The 19,434-nt window shown below is 70.2% G+C and carries 18 protein-coding genes and 1 pseudogene; 12 read left to right on the plus strand and 7 right to left on the minus strand.

The features are described from left to right. Window positions 1–557 precede the first annotated feature (557 nt). From ACWD4G_RS14720 to ACWD4G_RS14740, 5 genes are read left to right on the plus strand one after another with little or no spacing between them, the layout of a single operon-like run. Window positions 558–2,369, plus strand: coding sequence for a sensor histidine kinase (locus ACWD4G_RS14720; RefSeq protein ID WP_451293150.1), 1,812 nt, complete (start codon window positions 558–560; stop codon window positions 2,367–2,369). Continuing rightward, the gene (locus ACWD4G_RS14725; RefSeq protein WP_451293152.1) at window positions 2,356–2,793 is read left to right on the plus strand and encodes a roadblock/LC7 domain-containing protein; all 438 of its coding nucleotides are present in this window, start codon (window positions 2,356–2,358) and stop codon (window positions 2,791–2,793) included. Before ACWD4G_RS14720 ends, ACWD4G_RS14725 begins: the two co-directional genes overlap by 14 nt. Before the next feature lie 4 nt (window positions 2,794–2,797). Then, window positions 2,798–3,166 (plus strand): DUF742 domain-containing protein, encoded by a 369-nt coding sequence (locus ACWD4G_RS14730; protein ID WP_451293154.1) that lies wholly within the window; start codon window positions 2,798–2,800, stop codon window positions 3,164–3,166. Next, window positions 3,144–3,746, plus strand: coding sequence for a GTP-binding protein (locus ACWD4G_RS14735; protein WP_451293156.1), 603 nt, complete (start codon window positions 3,144–3,146; stop codon window positions 3,744–3,746). The genes ACWD4G_RS14730 and ACWD4G_RS14735 overlap by 23 nt, the downstream gene beginning before the upstream one ends. Window positions 3,747–3,783: 37 nt before the next feature. Continuing rightward, window positions 3,784–4,377 (plus strand): GAF domain-containing protein, encoded by a 594-nt coding sequence (locus tag ACWD4G_RS14740; protein WP_451293158.1) that lies wholly within the window; start codon window positions 3,784–3,786, stop codon window positions 4,375–4,377. Between the two features lie 137 nt (window positions 4,378–4,514). Here the strand turns inward: ACWD4G_RS14740 and ACWD4G_RS14745 are convergent, their stop codons facing one another. Then, a complete protein-coding gene (locus ACWD4G_RS14745; protein WP_451293160.1) occupies window positions 4,515–5,810 on the minus strand; it encodes an acyl-CoA dehydrogenase family protein in 1,296 nt (431 codons plus the stop codon). A gap of 791 nt (window positions 5,811–6,601) precedes the next feature. Between ACWD4G_RS14745 and ACWD4G_RS14750 the strand changes: the two genes are divergently transcribed. Genes ACWD4G_RS14750 through ACWD4G_RS14760 form a run of 3 tightly spaced genes read left to right on the plus strand, consistent with a single transcriptional unit; the run spans window position 6,602 to window position 8,133 of the window. Beyond that, window positions 6,602–7,096 (plus strand): hypothetical protein, encoded by a 495-nt coding sequence (locus ACWD4G_RS14750; RefSeq protein ID WP_451293162.1) that lies wholly within the window; start codon window positions 6,602–6,604, stop codon window positions 7,094–7,096. Beyond that, window positions 7,089–7,517 carry a roadblock/LC7 domain-containing protein gene (locus ACWD4G_RS14755; RefSeq protein WP_451293164.1) on the plus strand — a complete coding sequence of 143 codons (429 nt, stop codon included), beginning with the start codon at window positions 7,089–7,091 and terminating at the stop codon, window positions 7,515–7,517. The genes ACWD4G_RS14750 and ACWD4G_RS14755 overlap by 8 nt, the downstream gene beginning before the upstream one ends. A 4-nt stretch (window positions 7,518–7,521) precedes the next feature. Next, on the plus strand, window positions 7,522–8,133 hold the full coding sequence (locus tag ACWD4G_RS14760; RefSeq protein ID WP_451293165.1) for a GTP-binding protein: 612 nt from the start codon (window positions 7,522–7,524) through the stop codon (window positions 8,131–8,133). 7 nt (window positions 8,134–8,140) lie between these two features. Here the strand turns inward: ACWD4G_RS14760 and ACWD4G_RS14765 are convergent. The 3 genes and pseudogenes from ACWD4G_RS14765 to ACWD4G_RS14775 form a co-directional block, all read right to left on the minus strand. Beyond that, window positions 8,141–9,032: pseudogene (locus ACWD4G_RS14765) on the minus strand (PfkB family carbohydrate kinase). A 136-nt stretch (window positions 9,033–9,168) separates the two neighbouring features. Beyond that, window positions 9,169–10,899: a trypsin-like serine protease gene (locus ACWD4G_RS14770; protein ID WP_451293167.1), complete on the minus strand. Its 1,731-nt coding sequence runs from the start codon at window positions 10,897–10,899 to the stop codon at window positions 9,169–9,171. Between the two features lie 381 nt (window positions 10,900–11,280). Continuing rightward, complete coding sequence (locus ACWD4G_RS14775) at window positions 11,281–11,706, minus strand: ATP-binding protein (protein ID WP_451293169.1); 426 nt, start codon at window positions 11,704–11,706, stop codon at window positions 11,281–11,283. Window positions 11,707–12,170: 464 nt separating this feature from the next. On the opposite strand from ACWD4G_RS14775, the gene ACWD4G_RS14780 reads away from it, so the two are divergent. The 3 genes from ACWD4G_RS14780 (at window position 12,171) to ACWD4G_RS14790 (ending at window position 14,277) form a co-directional block, all read left to right on the plus strand. Next, on the plus strand, window positions 12,171–13,046 hold the full coding sequence (locus ACWD4G_RS14780) for a helix-turn-helix domain-containing protein (RefSeq protein ID WP_451293171.1): 876 nt from the start codon (window positions 12,171–12,173) through the stop codon (window positions 13,044–13,046). Window positions 13,047–13,104: 58 nt separating this feature from the next. Beyond that, the gene (locus tag ACWD4G_RS14785) at window positions 13,105–13,317 is read left to right on the plus strand and encodes a DUF397 domain-containing protein (protein WP_451293436.1); all 213 of its coding nucleotides are present in this window, start codon (window positions 13,105–13,107) and stop codon (window positions 13,315–13,317) included. A 144-nt stretch (window positions 13,318–13,461) separates the two neighbouring features. Beyond that, window positions 13,462–14,277 carry an SAM-dependent methyltransferase gene (locus ACWD4G_RS14790; protein ID WP_451293173.1) on the plus strand — a complete coding sequence of 272 codons (816 nt, stop codon included), beginning with the start codon at window positions 13,462–13,464 and terminating at the stop codon, window positions 14,275–14,277. A 162-nt stretch (window positions 14,278–14,439) separates the two neighbouring features. On the opposite strand, the gene ACWD4G_RS14795 is transcribed toward ACWD4G_RS14790, so the two are convergent. From ACWD4G_RS14795 to ACWD4G_RS14805, 3 genes are all read right to left on the minus strand, one after another. Then, complete coding sequence (locus tag ACWD4G_RS14795) at window positions 14,440–15,576, minus strand: LacI family DNA-binding transcriptional regulator (protein ID WP_451293175.1); 1,137 nt, start codon at window positions 15,574–15,576, stop codon at window positions 14,440–14,442. Between the two features lie 64 nt (window positions 15,577–15,640). Continuing rightward, on the minus strand, window positions 15,641–17,416 hold the full coding sequence (locus tag ACWD4G_RS14800; RefSeq protein WP_451293177.1) for a beta-galactosidase: 1,776 nt from the start codon (window positions 17,414–17,416) through the stop codon (window positions 15,641–15,643). An 81-nt stretch (window positions 17,417–17,497) separates the two neighbouring features. Continuing rightward, window positions 17,498–18,718 (minus strand): MFS transporter, encoded by a 1,221-nt coding sequence (locus ACWD4G_RS14805; RefSeq protein ID WP_451293179.1) that lies wholly within the window; start codon window positions 18,716–18,718, stop codon window positions 17,498–17,500. A 204-nt stretch (window positions 18,719–18,922) separates the two neighbouring features. Between ACWD4G_RS14805 and ACWD4G_RS14810 the strand changes: the two genes are divergently transcribed. Further along, window positions 18,923–19,291, plus strand: a complete 369-nt coding sequence (locus ACWD4G_RS14810) for a hypothetical protein (RefSeq protein ID WP_451293181.1) — start codon at window positions 18,923–18,925, stop codon at window positions 19,289–19,291. The last annotated feature ends 143 nt before the right edge of the window (window positions 19,292–19,434 follow it).

Consider the following 19,434-nt stretch of genomic DNA (forward strand, 5'->3'; position numbering starts at 1 on the left):
ACTCCGAGGGCCCCTCCAGGTTCCGTTGAAGTCTAAAGCTTAGTCAAAGCATAGCCGGATTTCGCCCCTCACCGAGCGGGGCCACCCCTCCCCCGGCTCCGGTGGCCCCGCCGTCGGCCTCCTCAAGCGCCAACGGCCGTTCCGAACGTGAATGTTGCCGGGATTCCTCGTGGACGCTCTGTGCACCCGATCCACTGTCACGAGCAACTCCCCGCCATGACAGGCGAGTTGACGCTGCCCACCAGCGCCGCGCGCTCGCGTGGACCGTACACCCCCGCACCCCGCCCAAGTGGCCGGATCAAGGCCCCCGCACGGCCGGAAACCCCAGGTGGCCCGGCGGGCCCGGCCTTGATTTCACAAGCGCCACGGCACCCGGCCGCAGGTGTGAAGAACTGGTGGCGCACCTCTCGCGCGACAGACGGTAGAAAGACGTCCGGTCCCTCGCCACGGTTGACGGCGCTTCAGGTCAGAGCCCTCTCCGAGCGACCAGGACTGCTGGTCAGATAGTTGACGTTCTTCGCTACTCTGTCGCGTACTGGCTGATCGAGAGGACTCCGATGCCTGAACCCCCACCCTTCGCAGCGACCCCGGATCACGGTCGGCCGGAACCGACGACGCCCACGCCTCGTCACCGCCACGCGAGCACCGGGGGCTCCGAAACCTCGGGTTCACGTGGGTCCTCCGCGATCCGCCCGAAGCTCACCCGTCTCGCCGTCCTCCCGACCGCGCTGATGGCCGGAATCGGCACCGCCGTCACCGGCACCGTGCTGCGCCTCCAGGACGGCACCGCCGACGCGGCGACCTGGGGCGTCCTGGCCGGCGGCGCCGTGCTCGGCTGTGGCTGCATAGCCGGGGCCGCGATGGCGGCCAAGAAGCAGGCCAAGGAGGAGGCGCGGCACGTCGAATCGCTCCGCCAGGCCATCAGCACCGGCAACTGGGCCCTCGACGAGGACCTCACCCGTCTCAAGCGGGGCGAACAACTCGCCACCCGTGGCTTCACCTACCAGGCGCCCCGCGCCGAAGACCCGCACCAGCAGCTGGAGTACGAGATCGTCTCCGCCCAGCACCGGGCGCGCGAGGCCCTCGTCTGGGCGGCGAGCTACTTCCAGGCCGCCTCCGACGACAGCAGCGACAAGGTCGAGGTCTTCGTCAATCTGGCCCGCCGGCTGCAGTCCCTCGTCCACCGCACCATCCGTGAACTCGACGACCTGGAGAACCAGGTCGAGGACCCGGACCTGCTGCGCCGGGTGTTCGGCATCGACCATCTCGCCACCCGTATCCGCCGTCACGCGGAGAACCTCGCGGTGCTCGGCGGCGCGGTCTCCCGCCGCCAGTGGACCAACCCCGTCACCCTGACCGAGGTGCTGCGCTCCTCCATCGCCGAGGTCGAGCAGTACTCCCGGGTCAAACTGGTGCCGCCGATCGAGGGCACCCTGCGCGGCCACGCCGTCGCCGACGTCATCCACCTGCTCGCCGAACTGGTCGAGAACGCCACCATGTTCTCCCACCCGGACACCCAGGTCCTGCTGCGCTCCCGCCGGGTGACCGCCGGTATCGCCATCGAGGTCGAGGACCGCGGCCTCGGCATCCCGCAGGAGGACCAGGACCGGATCAACGCGCTCCTCGCCGACCCGGTCCGCATCGACGTCGCCAAACTCTTGGCCGACGGCCGTATCGGCCTGTTCGTGGTGTCGTCGCTGGCCCGCCGGCACGGCATCGCGGTCCAGCTGCAGTCCAACATCTACGGCGGGGTCCAGGCGGTCCTCGTCCTCCCGCAGGGGCTCCTCGGCGACGACGCGGGCCGGGCCGCCCCGGCCCAGGCCCCGGCCCCGGCCCCGGCGCAGACGCAGGCCCAGGTGCCGCCCTCCGCCGTACCCCGCCCGGTGCAGACCACCGCGCCCGTCTGGGACAACTCGCTCCCGTCGGGCCCGCCCGCCCCGGTGGGCCGGCACACGGGTCCGCCGCCCTCCCCCGTCGGCGGCCCCTCCGGCGTTCCACAGCGGCCGGCCCCCGCACCCATGGCTCCGGCCGCCCGGTACGAGACGCCGAGGGGCGCGGAGATACGGGCCGAGCAGCACCACGGCGGTTACGACCGGCCGAGCGCCGTATCCGGTGGGGGCGGCCCGGCGGAGCGGCCGACGCTGCCGAAGCGCAGGGCGATGGAGCATCTGGCCCCGCAGCTGCGCGGCGGGCCCGCCCCGCGCCCCGAGACCACCGACCAGGACCTGAACTTCAGCCCCGGCCTCCTGGCCGGAATCAATCGAGGCTTCGGTCTCGCCGGCGCGACCTCCGACGTGATCCCCGTCGACGACTCGCGCTGGGCCTCGCCCCAACCGCAAGGAGAAGAACCCCACTATGGTGAGCGATAGCCACCCCACCGGACAGAACATCGACTGGCTGCTGGAGAACCTGAAGAAGACCGTCCCCGGTACCCGCCAGGTGTTGTTGCTCTCCTCCGACGGGCTGAGCAAGGCGCATGTGGATCTGCACGGCGACGACGCCGACCGGCTGGCCGCGATAGCCTCCGGGCTCAACTCCCTGGGCCGTTCCTTCGGCCACGACCGGGTGCTGGGCAACGGCGGAACGGTTCGCCAGGTCATCGTGGAGCTGCACAACGGCATCCTCATCGTGGCCTCCGCCGGCCATGGCGCGGTGCTCGCGGTCACCGCGGACTCCTCGACCCACACCGAGACCCTCGGCTACGAGATGGGCATGCTGATCCGGGCCGTCCAGCCGTTCCTCGCCACGCCCTCCAGGCGTCCGACCTCCGCGCCCTCCCGCGCGGGGATGTGACGCGATGACGGACGAGTTGTTCCTGGACGAGGAGGCCGGACGCTTAGTCCGACCCTTCACCGTCGCAGGCGGGCGCACTCGGCCCTCGACCGATCTCGATCTGCTCACCCTGGTGATGGCGACCGGCGTCGTGCCGCCCATCGACCTCGGCCCCGACCACGAGTTGGCGCTCACCCTGTGCGCCCGCCCCGTGCCGGTGGTCGAGGTGGCGGCCCGGATGAACCTTCCGGTCACCGTCACCAAAATTCTCCTGTCCGACCTTGTGCAGCACGAGGCGCTCACCGCACGGGCGCCCCGTGCCGTTGAGGCGGCCACCGCCGCCAACCGAGAAGTATTGGAGGCGGTCCTCGATGGCCTACGCGCACGGCTCTGACCCCTTCCCGACCGCGCTGAAGATCCTCGTGGCGGGGGGCTTCGGCGTGGGCAAGACCACGTTCGTGGGAGCGGTCAGCGAGATCGCGCCCCTGAGCACCGAGGAAGTCATCACCACGGCCAGTGCCCGCACGGACAGTCTCGACGGGGTGGAGGACAAGTCCACCACCACCGTGGCCATGGACTTCGGCCGGATCACCCTCGACTCGAAGCATGTGCTGTATCTGTTCGGCACCCCCGGGCAGGAACGATTCTGGTTTATGTGGGACGAGTTGTCCGACGGGGCGCTCGGCGCGGTGGTCCTCGCCGACACCCGCAGGCTGGAGGACTGCTTCCCGGCGGTGGACTTCTTCGAGGTCCGTGGGATTCCGTTCGTCGTGGGGGTGAACGAGTTCGACGGGGCGTACCGGTACACCGCGGAGGAGGTCCGGGACGCCATCGGGCTGAAGTCCAACGCGCCGATCGTGTTCTGCGACGCCCGGCACTGCAGCTCCGGCACCGGCGTCCTCGTGGAACTCCTGCAGCATCTGCTCCGGATGACCCCCGACGTGCCGATGCCGCAGCCACCGGCGCTGCGCTGATCCATACTCGACCCAGCCGACATCGAACGGAGTTCTCATGCACAGCACCGGCCCTTTTCCCGCTTACGAGCCACCGCTGGACCGCCTGCTCCTGACCCCCGAGGACCCGGCCGCCCCGCAGCGGACCGCCCGCCTCGCCCAACTCGGGCTGAACACCGCCCGGGTGGAGTTCGACGAGTTCGCGCGGCGGCTGGCCCTGGAGCTGGAGGCGCCGTTCGCGATGGTCAACTTCATCGATGACAAGCGGCAGTTCTTCGCGGGGCTGTACACCCCCGAGGCCGGTCCGGTGAACGTGTCGCAGCGCGCGGTGAACGACAGCGCTCCCTCGGTGGGCCGGGAGATGGGCCTGGACCACGGCTTCTGCCCGCACACCGTGAAGCGGACCACGGCGCTGGTGCTGGACGATGTCTGCGACTATCCGCGGTTCGCGGGGAATCCGGTGGTGGACGAGATCGGTATCCGGTCCTACATGGGCGCGCCGCTGGTCGATCCGCTGGCGGGGTTCAATCTCGGCACGATCTGCGTGGTGGACACCGACTCCCGTACGTGGGGGCGGCAGCGGTTGGAGATCATCAAGCATATGGCGCAGGAGATGTCCGACACGATTCGGGCCATCGGCGGCGATCACTAGGGCCCGTGGGGAGAGTTGTTCGTCTGCTGCGCCGTCGTGGCTTGTCGCGCCCGCGCGGCGAAGCCGCATATCAAAACACCGCCCCGCGCCCCTAAAGAAGGGGCGCGGCAGAACATCGGCGGCTTTGACCGGTCCCGTCAGACCAGTTGGCCTATGGGGCGCTTGGTTTTCCGGGATTCCTTCTGCGGGGGCTCCGGCTGGCGGGGGACGGCCGAGACGGAGTCGGGCTGCGCGGAGTCGGGCTGCGGGGCCGTGCGGACCACGTGGGAGAGACGTTCCGACCACTCGCCGCGGTTGGTGCCGAGGGCGAACTCGCCGAGCCTGAGGGCCTGGATCTCGGAGGTGCCGGCGGGCGCGTAGATGTGGAACGCGTCGCGCAGATAGCGCTCCACCGGGCGGTCGGTGAGCAGACCGGCGCCGGCGAACATCTTCATCGCCGCCTGGGCGGACTCGATGGAGGACTCGACGTTGAACAGCTTCGCCGCCATCAACTCGGCGTCGCAGGGCCGCCCTTCGTCCAGGAGATGGGCGGCGAGATAGGCACTCTGGCGGGCCAGGGTGAGGCGTTGCAGCATCCGGCCCAGCTCGATCTTGATGTTGGGGATCTCGCCGAGCGGCTTGCCGTAGCGCTGGGTCTCGCGGCAGTACCGGGAGGTCTCCTCGAAGACGGCCTGGTGGATGCCGAGGGAGACCGCGGTGAGGTTGAGCCGGCCGTAGAGCACGGACGAGGAGTACGCGACGGCGAGGCCGTCCCCCTCCTCGCCGAGCCGGTTCGCGGCCGGGACCCGGCAGTTGTCGAAGATCAGCTCGCCGAAGCTGAAGCCGTGCAGGCCCATGGAGGGGACCTGCGGGGCCAGCGAGAAGCCGGGCCGGTCGGACTCGACCAGAAAGGCCGTCAGGCCCTTGTTGCCGGGGCCGGTGCGGACGATGACCCCGTGCAGATCGCCGACGTGGCTGTTGCCGACGAACACCTTGCGGCCGTTGAGGACGTAGTCGTCGCCGTCGCGCACGGCCGAGCTCTCCATCCCGGCGACATGGCCCCCCGACCCCGGCTCGGTGACGGCGATGGTCGGCAGGATCTCGCCACGGGCGATCCTGGGCAGCCAGTGGCGTTTCTGGGTCTCGTTCCCGAAGTGGATGATCTTGGCGACACCCAGCTGGGACGCCTGGACCATCGCGCCCATCGCGCCGCTGACACGGGCGAGTTCCTCGATGATGACGGTCTTCGCGAGATGGCCTGATCCCATACCACCGTGAACGGGGTCGATCGTGGCCCCGATCCAGCCCTGTTGGGCGATCCGGCGGGAGAGGTCGACGAGTGCGGTCCGGGATGCCTCCATGTCCGGTATCAGGGGGCGTACCACGCGCTCCGCGAACTCGCGTACGCGTTGCCGCAGATCCTCATGGTCCTGAGTGGTGAAGACGTGATTCACGTCAAGCCCTTCTCCGTGCTTCCCCGCGCCAGGGGAAGACGCGGAGGCTGTACGTCGGGCTGGGGTTCCGATGGGTACCTGGCCGACGTGCAACATGGTCTACAAATCAACCTGTGACGCCAAGATCGTTTAAACGGTTTGGCTGAAATTTAAACGGTTGAAATTTGCTCTGGATTGTGAGAAACACAAGACCCTCTGTCCACATGTTGATACCTTCGCGACCGAAGTTGAGCGCTTACTCCCATCCGACAGCGAGTAGCAGGCTACCCGGCCACCAGGCGACCACCACCCCAGGGCCCGCTTCCCGTATGGGGCTCCGTCAGATACCAGACGAACGCAGCACACGCGGAGGTTTAAACGGCGCGATGATGGCTTTCGGCCATGCGCGAGAGCATCGGAAGTGGTCGACTTGTGGCGATTCTGTTGGGTCTCTGTGTCGATAAATCGCCTTCCCTGGAGGGGAGTCGGAAGGGTGCCCATGGACACCGACGCCGACCGCACGCCGGTCGGCGGCAGGGATCGCCCGGCGATTCGGGGCACTTGACCGCACCCGCTCCCAATCCCTCCCGTCCGGCGGGAAGTTGCGGACGGGGGTTACTGACGACGGGGCTCGGCGCCTGATAGCGTTCCCTCCGGCCGCTGACACTTGACGACGGCGCGTCAAGTCGATGTGCGGGGAGGCGCCGGGCGGTTCCCCGCTTCCCGGCGTGCCAGGGCCGTCATCCCGACCACCGTCCACCGGGCCCCCTCTGTTGAGCACGGACGGAGCCGAGCACGCCACGGGGGCGCATATGAGCACCGGAACCGACGCCGAGAACGCGAGCGGAGCGGGCACCCCGGGGACACCCGGCGCCCCGAGCGGTCTCCCCCGGCGCAACCGAGCCGCACCACCACCGCCGTCGCCGCGCCGCGAGAAGACGCCGGAGGCCTCGCACGACACCGACGACCTCGCCGGCATCGAGGACACCCTCAGCCCGGAGGCCCTGGCCCGCGCCATGACGGCGATCCACCTGGGCTCCATGCGGGCCCGTCTGAGCAAACCGGACGAGCCGGACGAGAGCGATACGCGACCGGCGCCGACAGCGGCGTCGGCGAAGGGCACCCGGTCCGCTCCCCCGCCGACGGCGACAGCGGCCGGCGGCACGGACCAGCGCGCGGCACCGGGACCGGACCAGCCCCGGTGCGCGGCCAGGGTGTCGGCTGACCGACCGCCGCCCCGGCCCCCTAGGACTCGGCGTGACCCCCTGACGCCGACCGACTGTGAGGAACAATCAGGAAATGACTGAGCAGGTACCCCCCGGCCCCCAACTGGACTGGCTCCTGGACGGGCTCGTCGAGCGGATACCCGAGATCCACTGCGCCATCGTGCTGTCCGGGGACGGCCTCCTCATCGGCAAGTCGAAGGACATCCGCTTCGACGACGCGGAGCATCTGTCCGCCGTCGGCTCCGGCATGTACAGCCTGGCCCGCGGTGTCGCCCGCCACTTCCACGGCGGTGAGGTCCAGCAGACCGTCATCCAGATGGAACGGGCCTTTCTCTTCGTCACCGCCGCCGGCCGGGGCGCCCGTCTCGCCGCGATCGCCTCGGAGGAGGTGGACGTCGGCATGATGGCGTTCGAGATGGGGACCCTGGTCAAGCAGGTCGGCAAGTATCTGAGCGCGGCGCCCCGTTCGGAGACCCCGACCGACTACGTGCAGGACGTATGAGCGCATGAACCGCGACGGCGCGACGGCGTACCGGCCGGTCGTTCCCACCGCCCTGAAGATCCTCGTCTCGGGGGGCTTCGGCGTCGGCAAGACCACCCTGGTCGGCTCGGTGAGCGAGGTCGAACCGCTGCGGACGGAGGAGCAGTTCACCGAGGCGAGCATGGGCGTGGACGATCTCACCGGCATCGAGCGGAAGACCTCGACCACGGTCGCCCTGGACTTCGGCCGCATCACCATCTCCCGTGATCTGGTGCTCTATCTCTTCGGTACGCCCGGCCAGGAGCGCTTCTGGTTCATGTGGGACGGACTGGCGACGGGCGCCCTGGGCGCGGTGGTCCTCGCCGACCCCCGGCGCCTCGACGCCTCCTTCGCCGCGATCGACTTCTTCGAGTCCCGGGACATCCCCTTCGCGGTCGGCGTCAACTGCTTCGACGGCCGGCGCGAGGTGGGCGCCGAGCAGATCCGCAAGGCGATGGACCTGGCCCCCGCCGTCCCGGTCGTCCTCTGCGACGTACGCGAACGCCAGTCCAGCAAGGACGTCCTGCTGGCGGTGCTGGGCGCGGCCCGCCGCAAGATGGAGGCCAGACTGGTGGCGGCGGGCCTGCGTCCGGGCTGACCGGGGGCTACCGGCCGGAGGTGTCGGTCGGCCGACGGCCGGCGGTGGTTCCGCCCTCCAACTCGGCGGCCCGGCCGAGGAGTTCATCGCGCCCGATCGCGTCCGTACGGGTCGACGGCACCGTGCAGGCGTACGCGCCCGCGATGGCGCCGTACAGGGCGCGGCGGTGCGGCGGCTGTCCGGTGAGCCGGCCGAAGAGATAGCCGGCGGCGAAGGCGTCCCGGCGCCGTTGGAGTCCACGACGGGGGCGGGCGGGGCGACCGGCGGGATGTGATGGACCTGCCCGTCGAAACGAGGTGGTACGCGCCGCGCGCCCCGTCCGTGGCGACGACGACCCGGGCCCGGCCGCGCTCGACGACACGGCGCATGGTCTTCTCCGGGTCGGCGAGCGCGGTGGCGGAGAGGAAGACCAGGTCGGCGTTGTACGCGAAGGGCTCGTGGTACGGGTTGACGCCGTCCCAGTCGTGCAGATCGGTCGAGATCGTCACGTCCGACTCGCGCAGCACGGGCAGTGCGGCGGCGCAGGGCGAGCTGATCGAGACATGGGCGTGATGGCTGACGGCGGCGAGGGCCCGTACGGTCTCCTCCGGCAGTACGTCCCCCTCCTCGCCCCGGCTGCTGTCGTAGAGGGAGCAGCGCCGTCCGTCCGGGCCGACCAGGTTCACCGCGCGCCGGGTGCCGCTGGGGAGGTCGTTTCCGAGGAGGTCCAGGTGGTGGGTCCGCAGGCCCAGGCTGTGCGCGGCCACGGCCAGGAAGTCGCCGGTCTGTCCGGCCCTGGTCTCGATGGCCGGCACCAGATGCCCGTCCGCGAACGGCAGCGGCAACTCAGGGACGTAGACGATCGCGGCGACCCCCGCCCCGCCCAGTACCAGCACATCGATCTCGGACTCGCCGCGCACCTTGCCTCCGTCGGTGGGAGAACAACGCCGGGGGCACCCTATGCGGAACGGGCACCTGGGGCCCGTGACAGGAACGGCGAGCCGCTCGCGACCGCCGGTGAACAGCGGTCGCGAGCGGGCGGGGTGGGATTCGGCCTCAGCCGAAGAGGTTGAAGGAGTTGAGGCCGGTGGCGCCCTTCGTCGCGGTGGCGAAGGTGCCGTTGCCGTTGCCCTTGTGGAGCCAGAGGGCCCCGGAGCCGGTCCGGGTCACGAGATCGGCCCTGCCGTCGCCGTTCACGTCGCCGACGGCCGCCAGTGCTGTGGCCGGCTTGAACACGGTCTTGCTGACCAGCTTGCGGCTGCCGAAGGTGAAGGTGCCGGTGGTGCTGCCCGGGTGGAGGTACAGCGCGCCCGCCGAGGTACGGCCCACGAGGTCGGGGCGTCCGTCGCCGGTGAGATCTCCGTGGGCGACGACCTGGCTGTACGTCGTCCAGCCCGCGCCGAGCTTGACCCGCGCTCCGAAGCCGCCCTTGCCGTTGCCCGGGTAGCGCCACAGGGTGCCGCCGGAGTCCACGGTGACCAGGTCGGGCAGGGCGTCGCCGCTGACGTCACCGGGGGCCAGGATCTGCCGGGCGCCCTTCCAGCCGGTGGCGATACGGGTGTTGACCCAGCTGCCGGAGACCTTGTGCCGCCAGTACACGGTCCCGGCCGTGTTCCGCACCACGTAGTCGAGGACGCCGTCACGGTTCAGGTCGCTCTGCGCCACCCTGTTGTAGCCGCCCCAGCCGCTCCCCGCCGAGGCGCGGGTCTTCAGGGTGGCGCCCTGGTAGGCGTACGCGGTGCCGCCGCTGGACTTGCGGGCGAACAGATCGGCCCGGCCGTCACCGGAGAAGTCGGTGTCGAAGATCCTCGGCTGCGTGGCCCCCGCGTAGGAGCTGGTCTGCGTGAACACCGGGTAGGTGCCCTTCACTCCGCACCACTGCTCACTGGTGGTGACGTTCCAGGAGAACACGCCCACGATCCGGCCCTTGACGACGAGCGGTGCCCCGGCGTCGCTCATACAGGCCGTCGTCGTGGTGGCGTCGTCACCGGTGGCGGCGCGACCGGCGCAGGTCATCGCCGACTCGACGAACCCGTCCTTGCCGCCGAGCGCGGTCTTGAGCGCGGAGTCGCAGGTGGCGTCCGACTGCATCGGCAGGGTCGCCGTTTTCAGCACCGCCGACTCACCCGACCCGTACTGGGCCGTACCGGTCACGCCCCAGCCGTGGACGCTCGCCTCGGTGCCGGCCGCGTACAGCGAGGTGTCACTGGCGGCGGCCATCCTGAGGGTCGTGTACGGCAGTGTGCCGTTGAGGGTGAGTACGGCCATGTCGTGGGTGACACCGGACGGCCGGTAGGAGGGGTGCACCCACTGGCGCTTGATCCCGATCCGGGTGGCGGAGTCGAGGTCCGCCCAGTTCGCCGTGCCACCCAGGATCACGGCCTTGTCCCGGTTGGTCAGGTCACGGCCGTACACGCACTGGGCGGCCGTCAGCACCTTGTTGGGCGCGATCAGCGTGCCGTTGCAGAACCACAGCACGTCGGAGCCGTCCAGATAGAAGAGCTGGACCATGTACGGGGCCTTGGCGAAGGTGGTCTCGGAACCGCCCACGATCATGGGGGTCCGCGCGGGCGAGGAGGAGCCGGTGCCGTTCTCGGCGGCGGACGCGCGGACACTCAGGTCCACCGCCGCGTCACCCGGGGCGGACGTGGGGGTCGTGACGGACTCGGCGGACGCGGGGGCGGCCGTCAGACCGGTGCCGACGAGCCCGAGCGCGACGGCGGCCGTGGCGAGGGACCGGCGTATGCGAGGGCGCCACGAACCGTGATGCTGCTGGGGGTGAATCACCCGACCTCCTGGTGGAGAAGCAGAGAGATGGGAAAGCGGCGGCCCATGCTAGCCACAGTGATTCATGGTGATTTGTTCCCCAAGTGGTGGACGTCGACGGCCGGTTGGGCGGGGCAGGGTCAACCGCTGGCAGGGGGTCTGGCCTGCGACAACGCCTCTGCGGGCGGGCGTTCGCGCCGGGGGCGGAGAGGGCGGCGAGGAGAACGCCGGACGGGCCCCGGACGCACCCTCGCCCCGAAGAGCAGTAACGCGATTACGTAGGACTACCGACAGACGATGGCGAGCCCGGCCCCGAAAACGACAATGCCGGGCGCCCTCTCGACGGAGAGGGCGCCCGGCGGAAGTCGACCGGACCCGGCGGATCGCGGAAGTCGGCGGCCCCTAGGGGAACGACATGGCCGTCGGAGGGACCGGCGCGGCGGTGTTCCGGCCCTCCGACGGCAGTTCTGCCCAGACGACGCGACCGGACCGTTGTGGGGTGTCTCCGACCCCCCAGTCGCTGCTGAGCATCCCGACCAGCATGAGCCCACGCCCGTTCTGGTCGTCTGGTCCCGGCCGGCGCCGGGTGGGCTGTGCGTCGCCACCGCTCTGGTCCTCGACCTCGATACGGAGCCGCTGCCCTGTCATCTGCAGTCGGCACACGATCCATTCGCTCGTCGTGTGCGTCAACGCGTTGGTGACCAGCTCGGAGGTGATCAGCAGCACATCCTCGCGGGTCTCGGCACTCACCCCCCACTCGTCGAGCAGCTCGCGCACGGTACGACGCGCCTCGCCCGCCGAGGCCGGGGTCGCGGGCAGTCCGAACACGCCCGCTCTGTGCGGCACGTACACCGCTGGTTCGAAGGGTGGACACAGGGCCGGAACGAGCCGGTCCGAGGACTGGGGGAGCGTGGGCGGTGCCATCGCCGTATGCCTTTCGTGGGCGACTCGCTGGCGGGGTGGTGCCGGTGCCACGGTCGCCTCGCCATTCGCCGCGAGCGTCGTGCTGCCCGCGGCGAACGGCGCTGAGTCGCGACCCCATCTCCCCCAACGCGGTCGCGTGGTCCCAGCGTTCACCGAAGCCGTGACGATACGTCCACTGTGACATCAGCGAACAACACCTCGCAACCAGCAAGTTGAAATTTGCAATTCGTGCGGAGCAGGATGCCTCCGTTCACGCCAAGATCGTGCGAGACTGCGCTCGCGGAGCACGCTTCCGCACGCCAACACACAGCTTTCGCAAGTAAGTTCGACCAACCTGCCGTGCTCGGTGAGCGGGGAAGGAGGTGGGTGTGACCGCGGAGACCGACTGGGGCGGCGCCCCCTCCGTCCTGCGCATGATCCTCGGCAGACAGTTGGAGGAGCTGCGCACCCGCGCCGGGCTGACGTTCGAGCAGGCCGGCGAGGCGATCGGGGTGAGCCACTCCACGATCCGCCGCATGGAGGCCGCCAAGGTCGCCCGGCTCCGCCTCCCCGACGTCGAGAAACTGCTCCAGATCTACGGCGTACGGGAGCAGGAGGAGATAGAGACCTTCCTGAAGTCGGTCCGCGAGGCCAACAAACGGGGCTGGTGGCACACCTACCGCGATGTGCTGCCGGACTGGTTCGCGGCCTACCTCAGCCTGGAGCAGGCGGCGCTCCAGATCCGCGCGTACGAGCCGCAGTTCGTGCACGGACTGCTGCAGACCGAGGACTACGCGCGCGCTCTGCTGAGGTCGGGCAATCCGCACGCCTCGACCGAGGCGACCGACCGCATGGTGGCGCTGCGCATGCGACGTCAGGAACTGCTGAGCCGTGAGCAACCGCCACGGCTGTGGGTGGTGATGGACGAGACGGTGCTCAGATGGCCGGTCGGCGGACCGGACGTGATGCGCGCCCAGATCGACCATCTGATCGAGGTGAACCGGCTGCCGCAGGTGACGCTGCAGCTGATGCCTTTCCAGAACGGCCCGCATCCGGCGATGCGGGCGGGGGCGTTCCATCTCTTCCGGTTCAAGGCACCCGAGTTGCCGGACATCGTCTACCTCAATGGTCTGGTGGGCGCCGTGTATCTCGACAAGACGGACGACGTCGTCGTCTATCGCGAGGCTCTGGACCGGCTGGGCGCGCAGTCCGCGCCCGCCCGCAAGACCGAGGCCGTCCTCGGCGCAATTCGCAAGGAGCTCTGACGTGCACCACCGCATATCCCGCATAACCCATGGAGTACTCAACGACGTTCGCAACGGCATGCCCGCCCGCGACCTCGGCGCCCAGGACTGGCACCGGCCGTGGAGCGACGACGCGGGCGGTGCCTGCGTCGAGGTGAAGAAGCTGGCCGACGGAAGGGTCGCCGTACGCCAGTCCACCGACCCCGACGGCCCCGCACTGGTCTTCACCCCGTACGAGATGACGAGCTTCCTTTCGGGGGTGAAGGCCGGCCGCGCCGACTTCCTGCTCTGACCTCATGCGTACGACCGCTTGCTATGCACCGACTGCTGTGTTACCGCCTGAACTGCCTGGACCGGCCGAACTGTTGGAACTGGCCGAACAGACTGACCTGGCCGAACTGGCCTACTGACCACACGACTTGATGGGAGGGGCGGCGTGCCCGACAACGGATGGCCTGCCGACCGGATCGACACCGAGCACGCGCATTCCGCGCGGATCTACGACTACATCCTCGGCGGCAAGGACTACTACCCGGCCGACAAGGAGGCCGGTGACGCGATGGCGCAGGAGTGGCCGGCGCTGCCGACCCATATGCGCGCCAACCGCGACTGGATGAACCGCGCGGTGCGCTGGCTCGCGGAGAAGGGCGGGATGCGCCAGTTCCTCGACATCGGCACCGGCATCCCCACCTCGCCCAACCTGCACGAGATAGCCCAGTCCGTGGCCCCCGAGTCACGGGTGGTCTACGTGGACAACGACCCGATCGTCCTCACCCTGTCCCAGGGGCTGCTGGCCAGCACGCCCGAGGGCAAGACGGCGTACATCGAGGCCGACTTCCAGGACCCGGACGCCGTCCTCAACTCGGCGGAGTTCCAGGAGACCCTGGACCTGACCAAGCCGGTCGCGCTGACCGTCATCGCGATCGTCCACTTCGTGCTGGACGAGGACGACGCGGTCGGCATCGTCCGCCGGCTCCTCGAACCCCTCCCCTCGGGCAGCTATCTGGCGATGACCATCGGCACCGCCGAGTTCGCCCCGGAGGAGGTGGGCCGCGTCGCCCGCGAGTACGCCGCGCGCGACATGCCGATGCGACTGCGCACCATCGACGAGGCCCATGAGTTCTTCGAGGGCCTGGAGATGGTCGAGCCCGGCATCGTCCAGGTCCACAAGTGGCACCCGGACGGCACGGGCGAGCAGAACATCCGCGACGAGGACATCGCGATGTACGGCGCCATCGCCAGAAAGCCGTGACTTAGGGTGCTCCCCGCGCCCCTTAAAAGCCCGGGGTGCCCCCAGGTCTTTTAGGGGCGCGGGGCTGTGTCGGATGTGCGGCTACCGCCGCGTGGGCGCGACCAGCCACGACGACGCAGCATACGCCCAAGAACCGTCGCGGCACCCCCAACGGCGCACGACCTACCGCACCGGCCCCGTACTGTCACGAACGATCAGCTCAACAGGGATGACCGGGTCCCTCTCCACGGAGTCACCCGTGGCCCCCGGCCCATCCAACTGCGCCACAAGCAAGCGCAGCGCCCTCGTGCCGATCGAGGAGAAGTCCGTACGAATCGTGGTGAGCGGCGGCAGCAGATGCGCGGCTTCGGGGATGTCGTCGTAGCCGACCACGCTGACGTCGTCCGGGACCCGGCGGCCGGCCTCGTGCAGGGCGCGCAGCAGCCCGAGGGCCATCTGGTCGTTGGAGACGAAGACGGCGGTGACGTCGGGCTCGGCGGCCAGCCGTCGGCCCAGCTCGTAACCGGAGTCGGCGCTCCAGTCCCCCACGAGGGGTTCATGGACGGGCGCTCCCGCCTCGACGAGGGTCTCACGCCAACTGGCCGCGCGGCGGTCGGCGGAGGTCCAGCCGGTGGGACCGGCGATATGCCGGACGGTGGCGTGGCCGAGGCTCAGCAGATGCCCGGTGGCGAGCCGGGCGCCCGCGCGGAAGTCGGACGTCACCACCGGGGTGTCGTCGCCGAGGCCGTTGTCCAGCATGACGAGCGGGGTGTCGAGGCGGGCCTCGGCGAGGGCCGTGGCCACGGCGCGCTGCGGGGCGATCGCGATGACCCCGTCCGCGCCCTCCGCCGACAGCCGGTCCACCGCCTGGACGACCGTGTCCCGGTCCGCGGTGTCCAGGGCGATGGAACTGACCAGATAGCCCGCCTCCTGGGCCGCCGTGTTGATCGCGATGAGCGTCGACGCCGGACCGTAGCGTGCCGCGTCGAACGAGATCACGCCCAGCATCCGCGTACGACCGCTGGCCAGCGAACGCGCGCTCCGGCTGGGCCGGTACCCGAGCGTCCGCATGGCCTCCAGCACGGCCTCACGGGTCTCGGCCCGCACCGCCGGGTTGTCGTTCAGCACCCGCGACACGGTCTGCTTCGACACCCCCGCCAGCCGGGCCACGTCATCCATCACGGGCCGCGCCCCGGCGAAGTTGCGCCGACTACGCCCACCGGCCACGCCACCGGAACCGGGACCGCCCGGTCCGGCGGCGGGTCCGGCGGCGGGTCCGGTGGCGGCGGGCACGTCTCGACCCGTGGTGCTTCGGGACATGCGGCTGCTTCCTTCGTCGAACGGGACCGGGCGGGACCGGGCTGACCTGTTGCCGCCTATCGTGTCAGGGCTTGACCGGCCCCAGGTCGGGTGTGTCCGTCAGTTCGGCGCGGGAGCTGGTCGTCGCGTTCAGTTCGAGCAGGACCAGCTCATTGGTGCCGGGGCGCAGGACCGGGGCCGGGATGTAGAGGGTGCGCTGGGGGCCCCGGTTCCAGTAGCGGCCCAGGTGGAAGCCGTTGACCCAGGCCTGGCCCTTGGTCCAGCCGGGCAGGGAGAGGAAGGTGTCGGCCGGGGTGTCGACCTCGAAGGTGCCCCGGTGGAAGGCGGGCACGGTCACCGGGGCCGGGTCGGCCGGGCCGAAGGGGACCTCGGACAGATCGGTCAGCGGCAGCCGGTGGGCGTCCCAGCCCGGCAGAGCGGTGCCGTTGAAGGTGACGGGGCCGAGCAGGCCCTTGGGGGCGCCGATGCGGGGGCCGTAGTTGACGCCGCCCATGTTCTCGACCAGCACCTCCAGCGTGGCACCGGCCCGCGGCACCCGCAGCGGCAGCGTCTCGTCGTGGCGTTCGCGCTCCAGTACGCCCACGGGGGCGCCGTCCACGAAGACCTGGGCGCGGTCGCCGACACCGCCGGAGAAGTGCAGCAGACCGTCGCCCGCCTCGGGGAGGATCGTGCGGTAGAGGACATAGCCCCAGCGCTGGCCCAACTCCTCCATGGTGACCGGGTGTTCGCTGCGGACCACGGCTTCGCCGACGCGGGTGGCGTACGGCAGCAGGGGTGCCCGGTGCGTCAACTCCACGGCGATGCCCGAGAGTCTGGGTCCGGGCGCCGGGGCCGGCTCCTGCGGTACCGGGGCGTGGCGGGCGATCACCTCGCGGAAGGCGTGGTACTTGGGGCCGGGGTCGCCGGACTCGGTGAGGGCGGCGTCGTAGTCGTAGGAGGTGACGATCGGCGCGTAGCACTGGTCGTGGTTGGCGCCGTTGGTGAAGCCGAAGTTGGTGCCGCCGTGGAACATGTAGATATTGACGGAGGCGCCCGCCGCGAGCAGCCGGTCCAGGTCGGCGGCGGCGTCCTCGTGGCCGCGTACGTGGTGCTCCTCGCCCCAGTGGTCGAACCAGCCGATCCAGAACTCCGAGCACATCAGCGGCCCTTCGGGCATATGGGCCCGCAGCGCCCGCAGCGATTCCTCGACCCTGCCGCCGAAGGTGGCCGTGGACAGCACACCGGGCAGGGACCCGGCGGCCAGATGGTGCCCGGAGTTCGCCTGGTCGCAGGTGAAGAGAAGCTCCTCGATGCCCCGTGAACGCAGCGCCTGGTGGACGTGCTTGAGGTAGGCGGTGTCGTCGCCGTACGCCCCGTACTCGTTCTCCACCTGGACGGCGATGACCGGACCGCCGTTCGCCGCCATGTACGGCAGCAGCGGGGGCAGCAGGATGTCGAGGTAGCGGTCGAGGGCGTCGGTGAAGCGGGGGTCGCTGGAGCGGAGCCGGATGTCGGGGTCCGTGGTGAGCCAGGAGGGCAGACCGCCGCCGTCCCACTCGGCGCAGATGTACGGTCCGGGCCGGAGCAGGACGTGCAGTCCCTCCTCCTTGGCGAGGCCCAGATAGCGGGGCAGGTCGAGCAGCCCGTCGAGGACGAGTGGGCTGTCCGGATCGGGCTGGTGGAGGTTCCAGGGGACGTACGTCTCCACCGTGTTCAGGCCCATCAGCCGGGCCTTGCACAGTCGGTCGGCCCACAGGTCGGGGTGAATCCGGAAGTAGTGCATCGCCCCGGAGATGATCCGGAACGGCTCGCCGTGGAGCAGAAAGCTGTCGGAGGTCGTGGTGAGAGCGGGAGTACGCATGGCGGGTTCCTTCGGCTCTGGGACGGGGGGACAGGGGTGGGCGCGCGACGGCGTCACGGGGACACGGTCACCAAGGGCCGCTCACGGTGACGGGGAGCCGGATCGTGTGGCCTTGATCAGCCACAGGGTGGCCAGCAGGCAGACCGCCGAGACGGCGCACAGCAGCAGCGGTACGGCCCGTACGCCGGACCACTCGATGGCCTTGCCCAGTGCCGGGCCGGCCGCCACTCCCCCGGCCATCGACGCGGCGATCACCAGCGCTCCGGCACGGCGGGCCCTGGGGGCGGTCTCGTTCAGCCACGGCAGTCCGGTGGGGAAGATCGGCGCGATGAACAGGCCAACACCGGCGTACGCGTACGGGGCGAGCCAGGGGATCACGGCCAGCAGGAGGCAGACGGTCATCCCGGCGCACGACACGGTGATGATCGTCCGGGGTGAGTACCGCAGGGCGATCGGGGCGACCAGGAAGCGGCCGACGGTCATCATCAGCCAGTACACGGACGTGGCGGTGGCGGCGGCCCCGGCACCGTAGCCGACGGTCTCCAGATGGGTGGGCTCCCAGCCTCCGACGCCCGCCTCGATGCCGACGTGCAGGACGTAGAGGGCGACGAAGACGGCGAGCACGGAGCCGAGACTCCGCCCGACGGCCGAACCGGCGGGCGTGTCAGGGGTGTCGGCCTGGGCTGTGGTGCCCCCCGGCCCCCGGTCCCGCACCCCCCGCAGGAACAGCACCAACGGCAGATTGGCGGCGGCGAAGGCGAGGAAGACCGCCGGATAGTGCTCGGAGCCGACCGCCGCGATCAGGGCGGGGCCGAGGATCGCTCCGATGCCGAAGTGGGCGTTGAGGATGTTGAGCATCGCCGTCGAGCGGTGGCCGAAGCCGGTGGCGAAGAGCTGGTTGAGGCCGTAGTCGATACCGCCGAAGCCGAGGCCGGCGAGGAGCGCGGCGGCGAGGGCGAGGGGCCAGTCCGGGGCGAGGGCGAAGCCGGCCGCGCCGAGGGCCATCAGAACGTACGAGGTGCCGAGGATCGCGCGGTTGCCGAGGCGGCCGTAGAGCCGGTCGAAGAGCAGCACACCGCCGACCCCGCCGACGAAGTGCGCGCTCAGGCCCAGTCCGGCGGCCGACGGCGACAGCGCGAACTCCTCGCGGAAGGCCGGGATGGCGGGGCCGTAGAGCGACTGGAGTACGCCGATCAGTACGAAGCCGACGCACGAGGCGACCACGGCGGCGGGGCTGAACACCCTTGTGGGGGCGGCGGGTTGAGGGTGGTGGACCTGTTGTGCGGTCGGCAGGTCGGGCACGCGGACTCCACCTCTTCGTGGCAGGGGGACCCTCGAAGTGTTACCGGTAACATCATGGGCGTCAAGATCCCGGCGAGCTGTTGTGGCCGCGGCTGGTGAACGTCGGCCGTGGACGGCGGGGACGCGAGGGCCGGGAGGGGTCCCGGCAGAGGGCGGTTAGAAATGCCGCGCGGTTACTTTCCTCTGCGGACAGGAGTCCAACCGATGACTACGGGTATGCGCCGGCGGACCACGACCACCGCCCTGACGCTGACCATGGCCGGCACGCTGGGCCTCGGCCTGATGGCCCCGGCCGCGAACGCCGCCAACGGCCCCTGCTACGACGGCCGGTGCAAGACCACCGTGACCAAGGGCAAGACCATCAAGGTCAACAGCAAGAAGTTCGGCTTCGGCAAGTTCAAGACGGAGAGCGTCAAGTCCGGGATGGTGAAGTTCTCGGCCGTCTCCGGCAACGTCTACCTCGGCGGCGGCACCAGCCCCGGCGGCACGGTCAAGCTCAACAACCTGAAGATCTGGGTGAAGTCGGTCTCGGGCGGCAAGGCCAAGATCCAGCTGTTCCCGACGAAGTACTGACGTCCGAGCGGTAGCGCCTTCGCGCGATGCCGGAGGGCCGGAGCAGAGGCACTCGCCTCCGCTCCGGCCCTCGCGTGTGGACGGAGGGGCAAGTGGGCGGGGCGCGGCGTGGGTTGACCTTGACCTTGGGTCAGGGTTCAGAC

It is taken from the genome of Streptomyces sp. NPDC002643 (assembly GCF_053592555.1).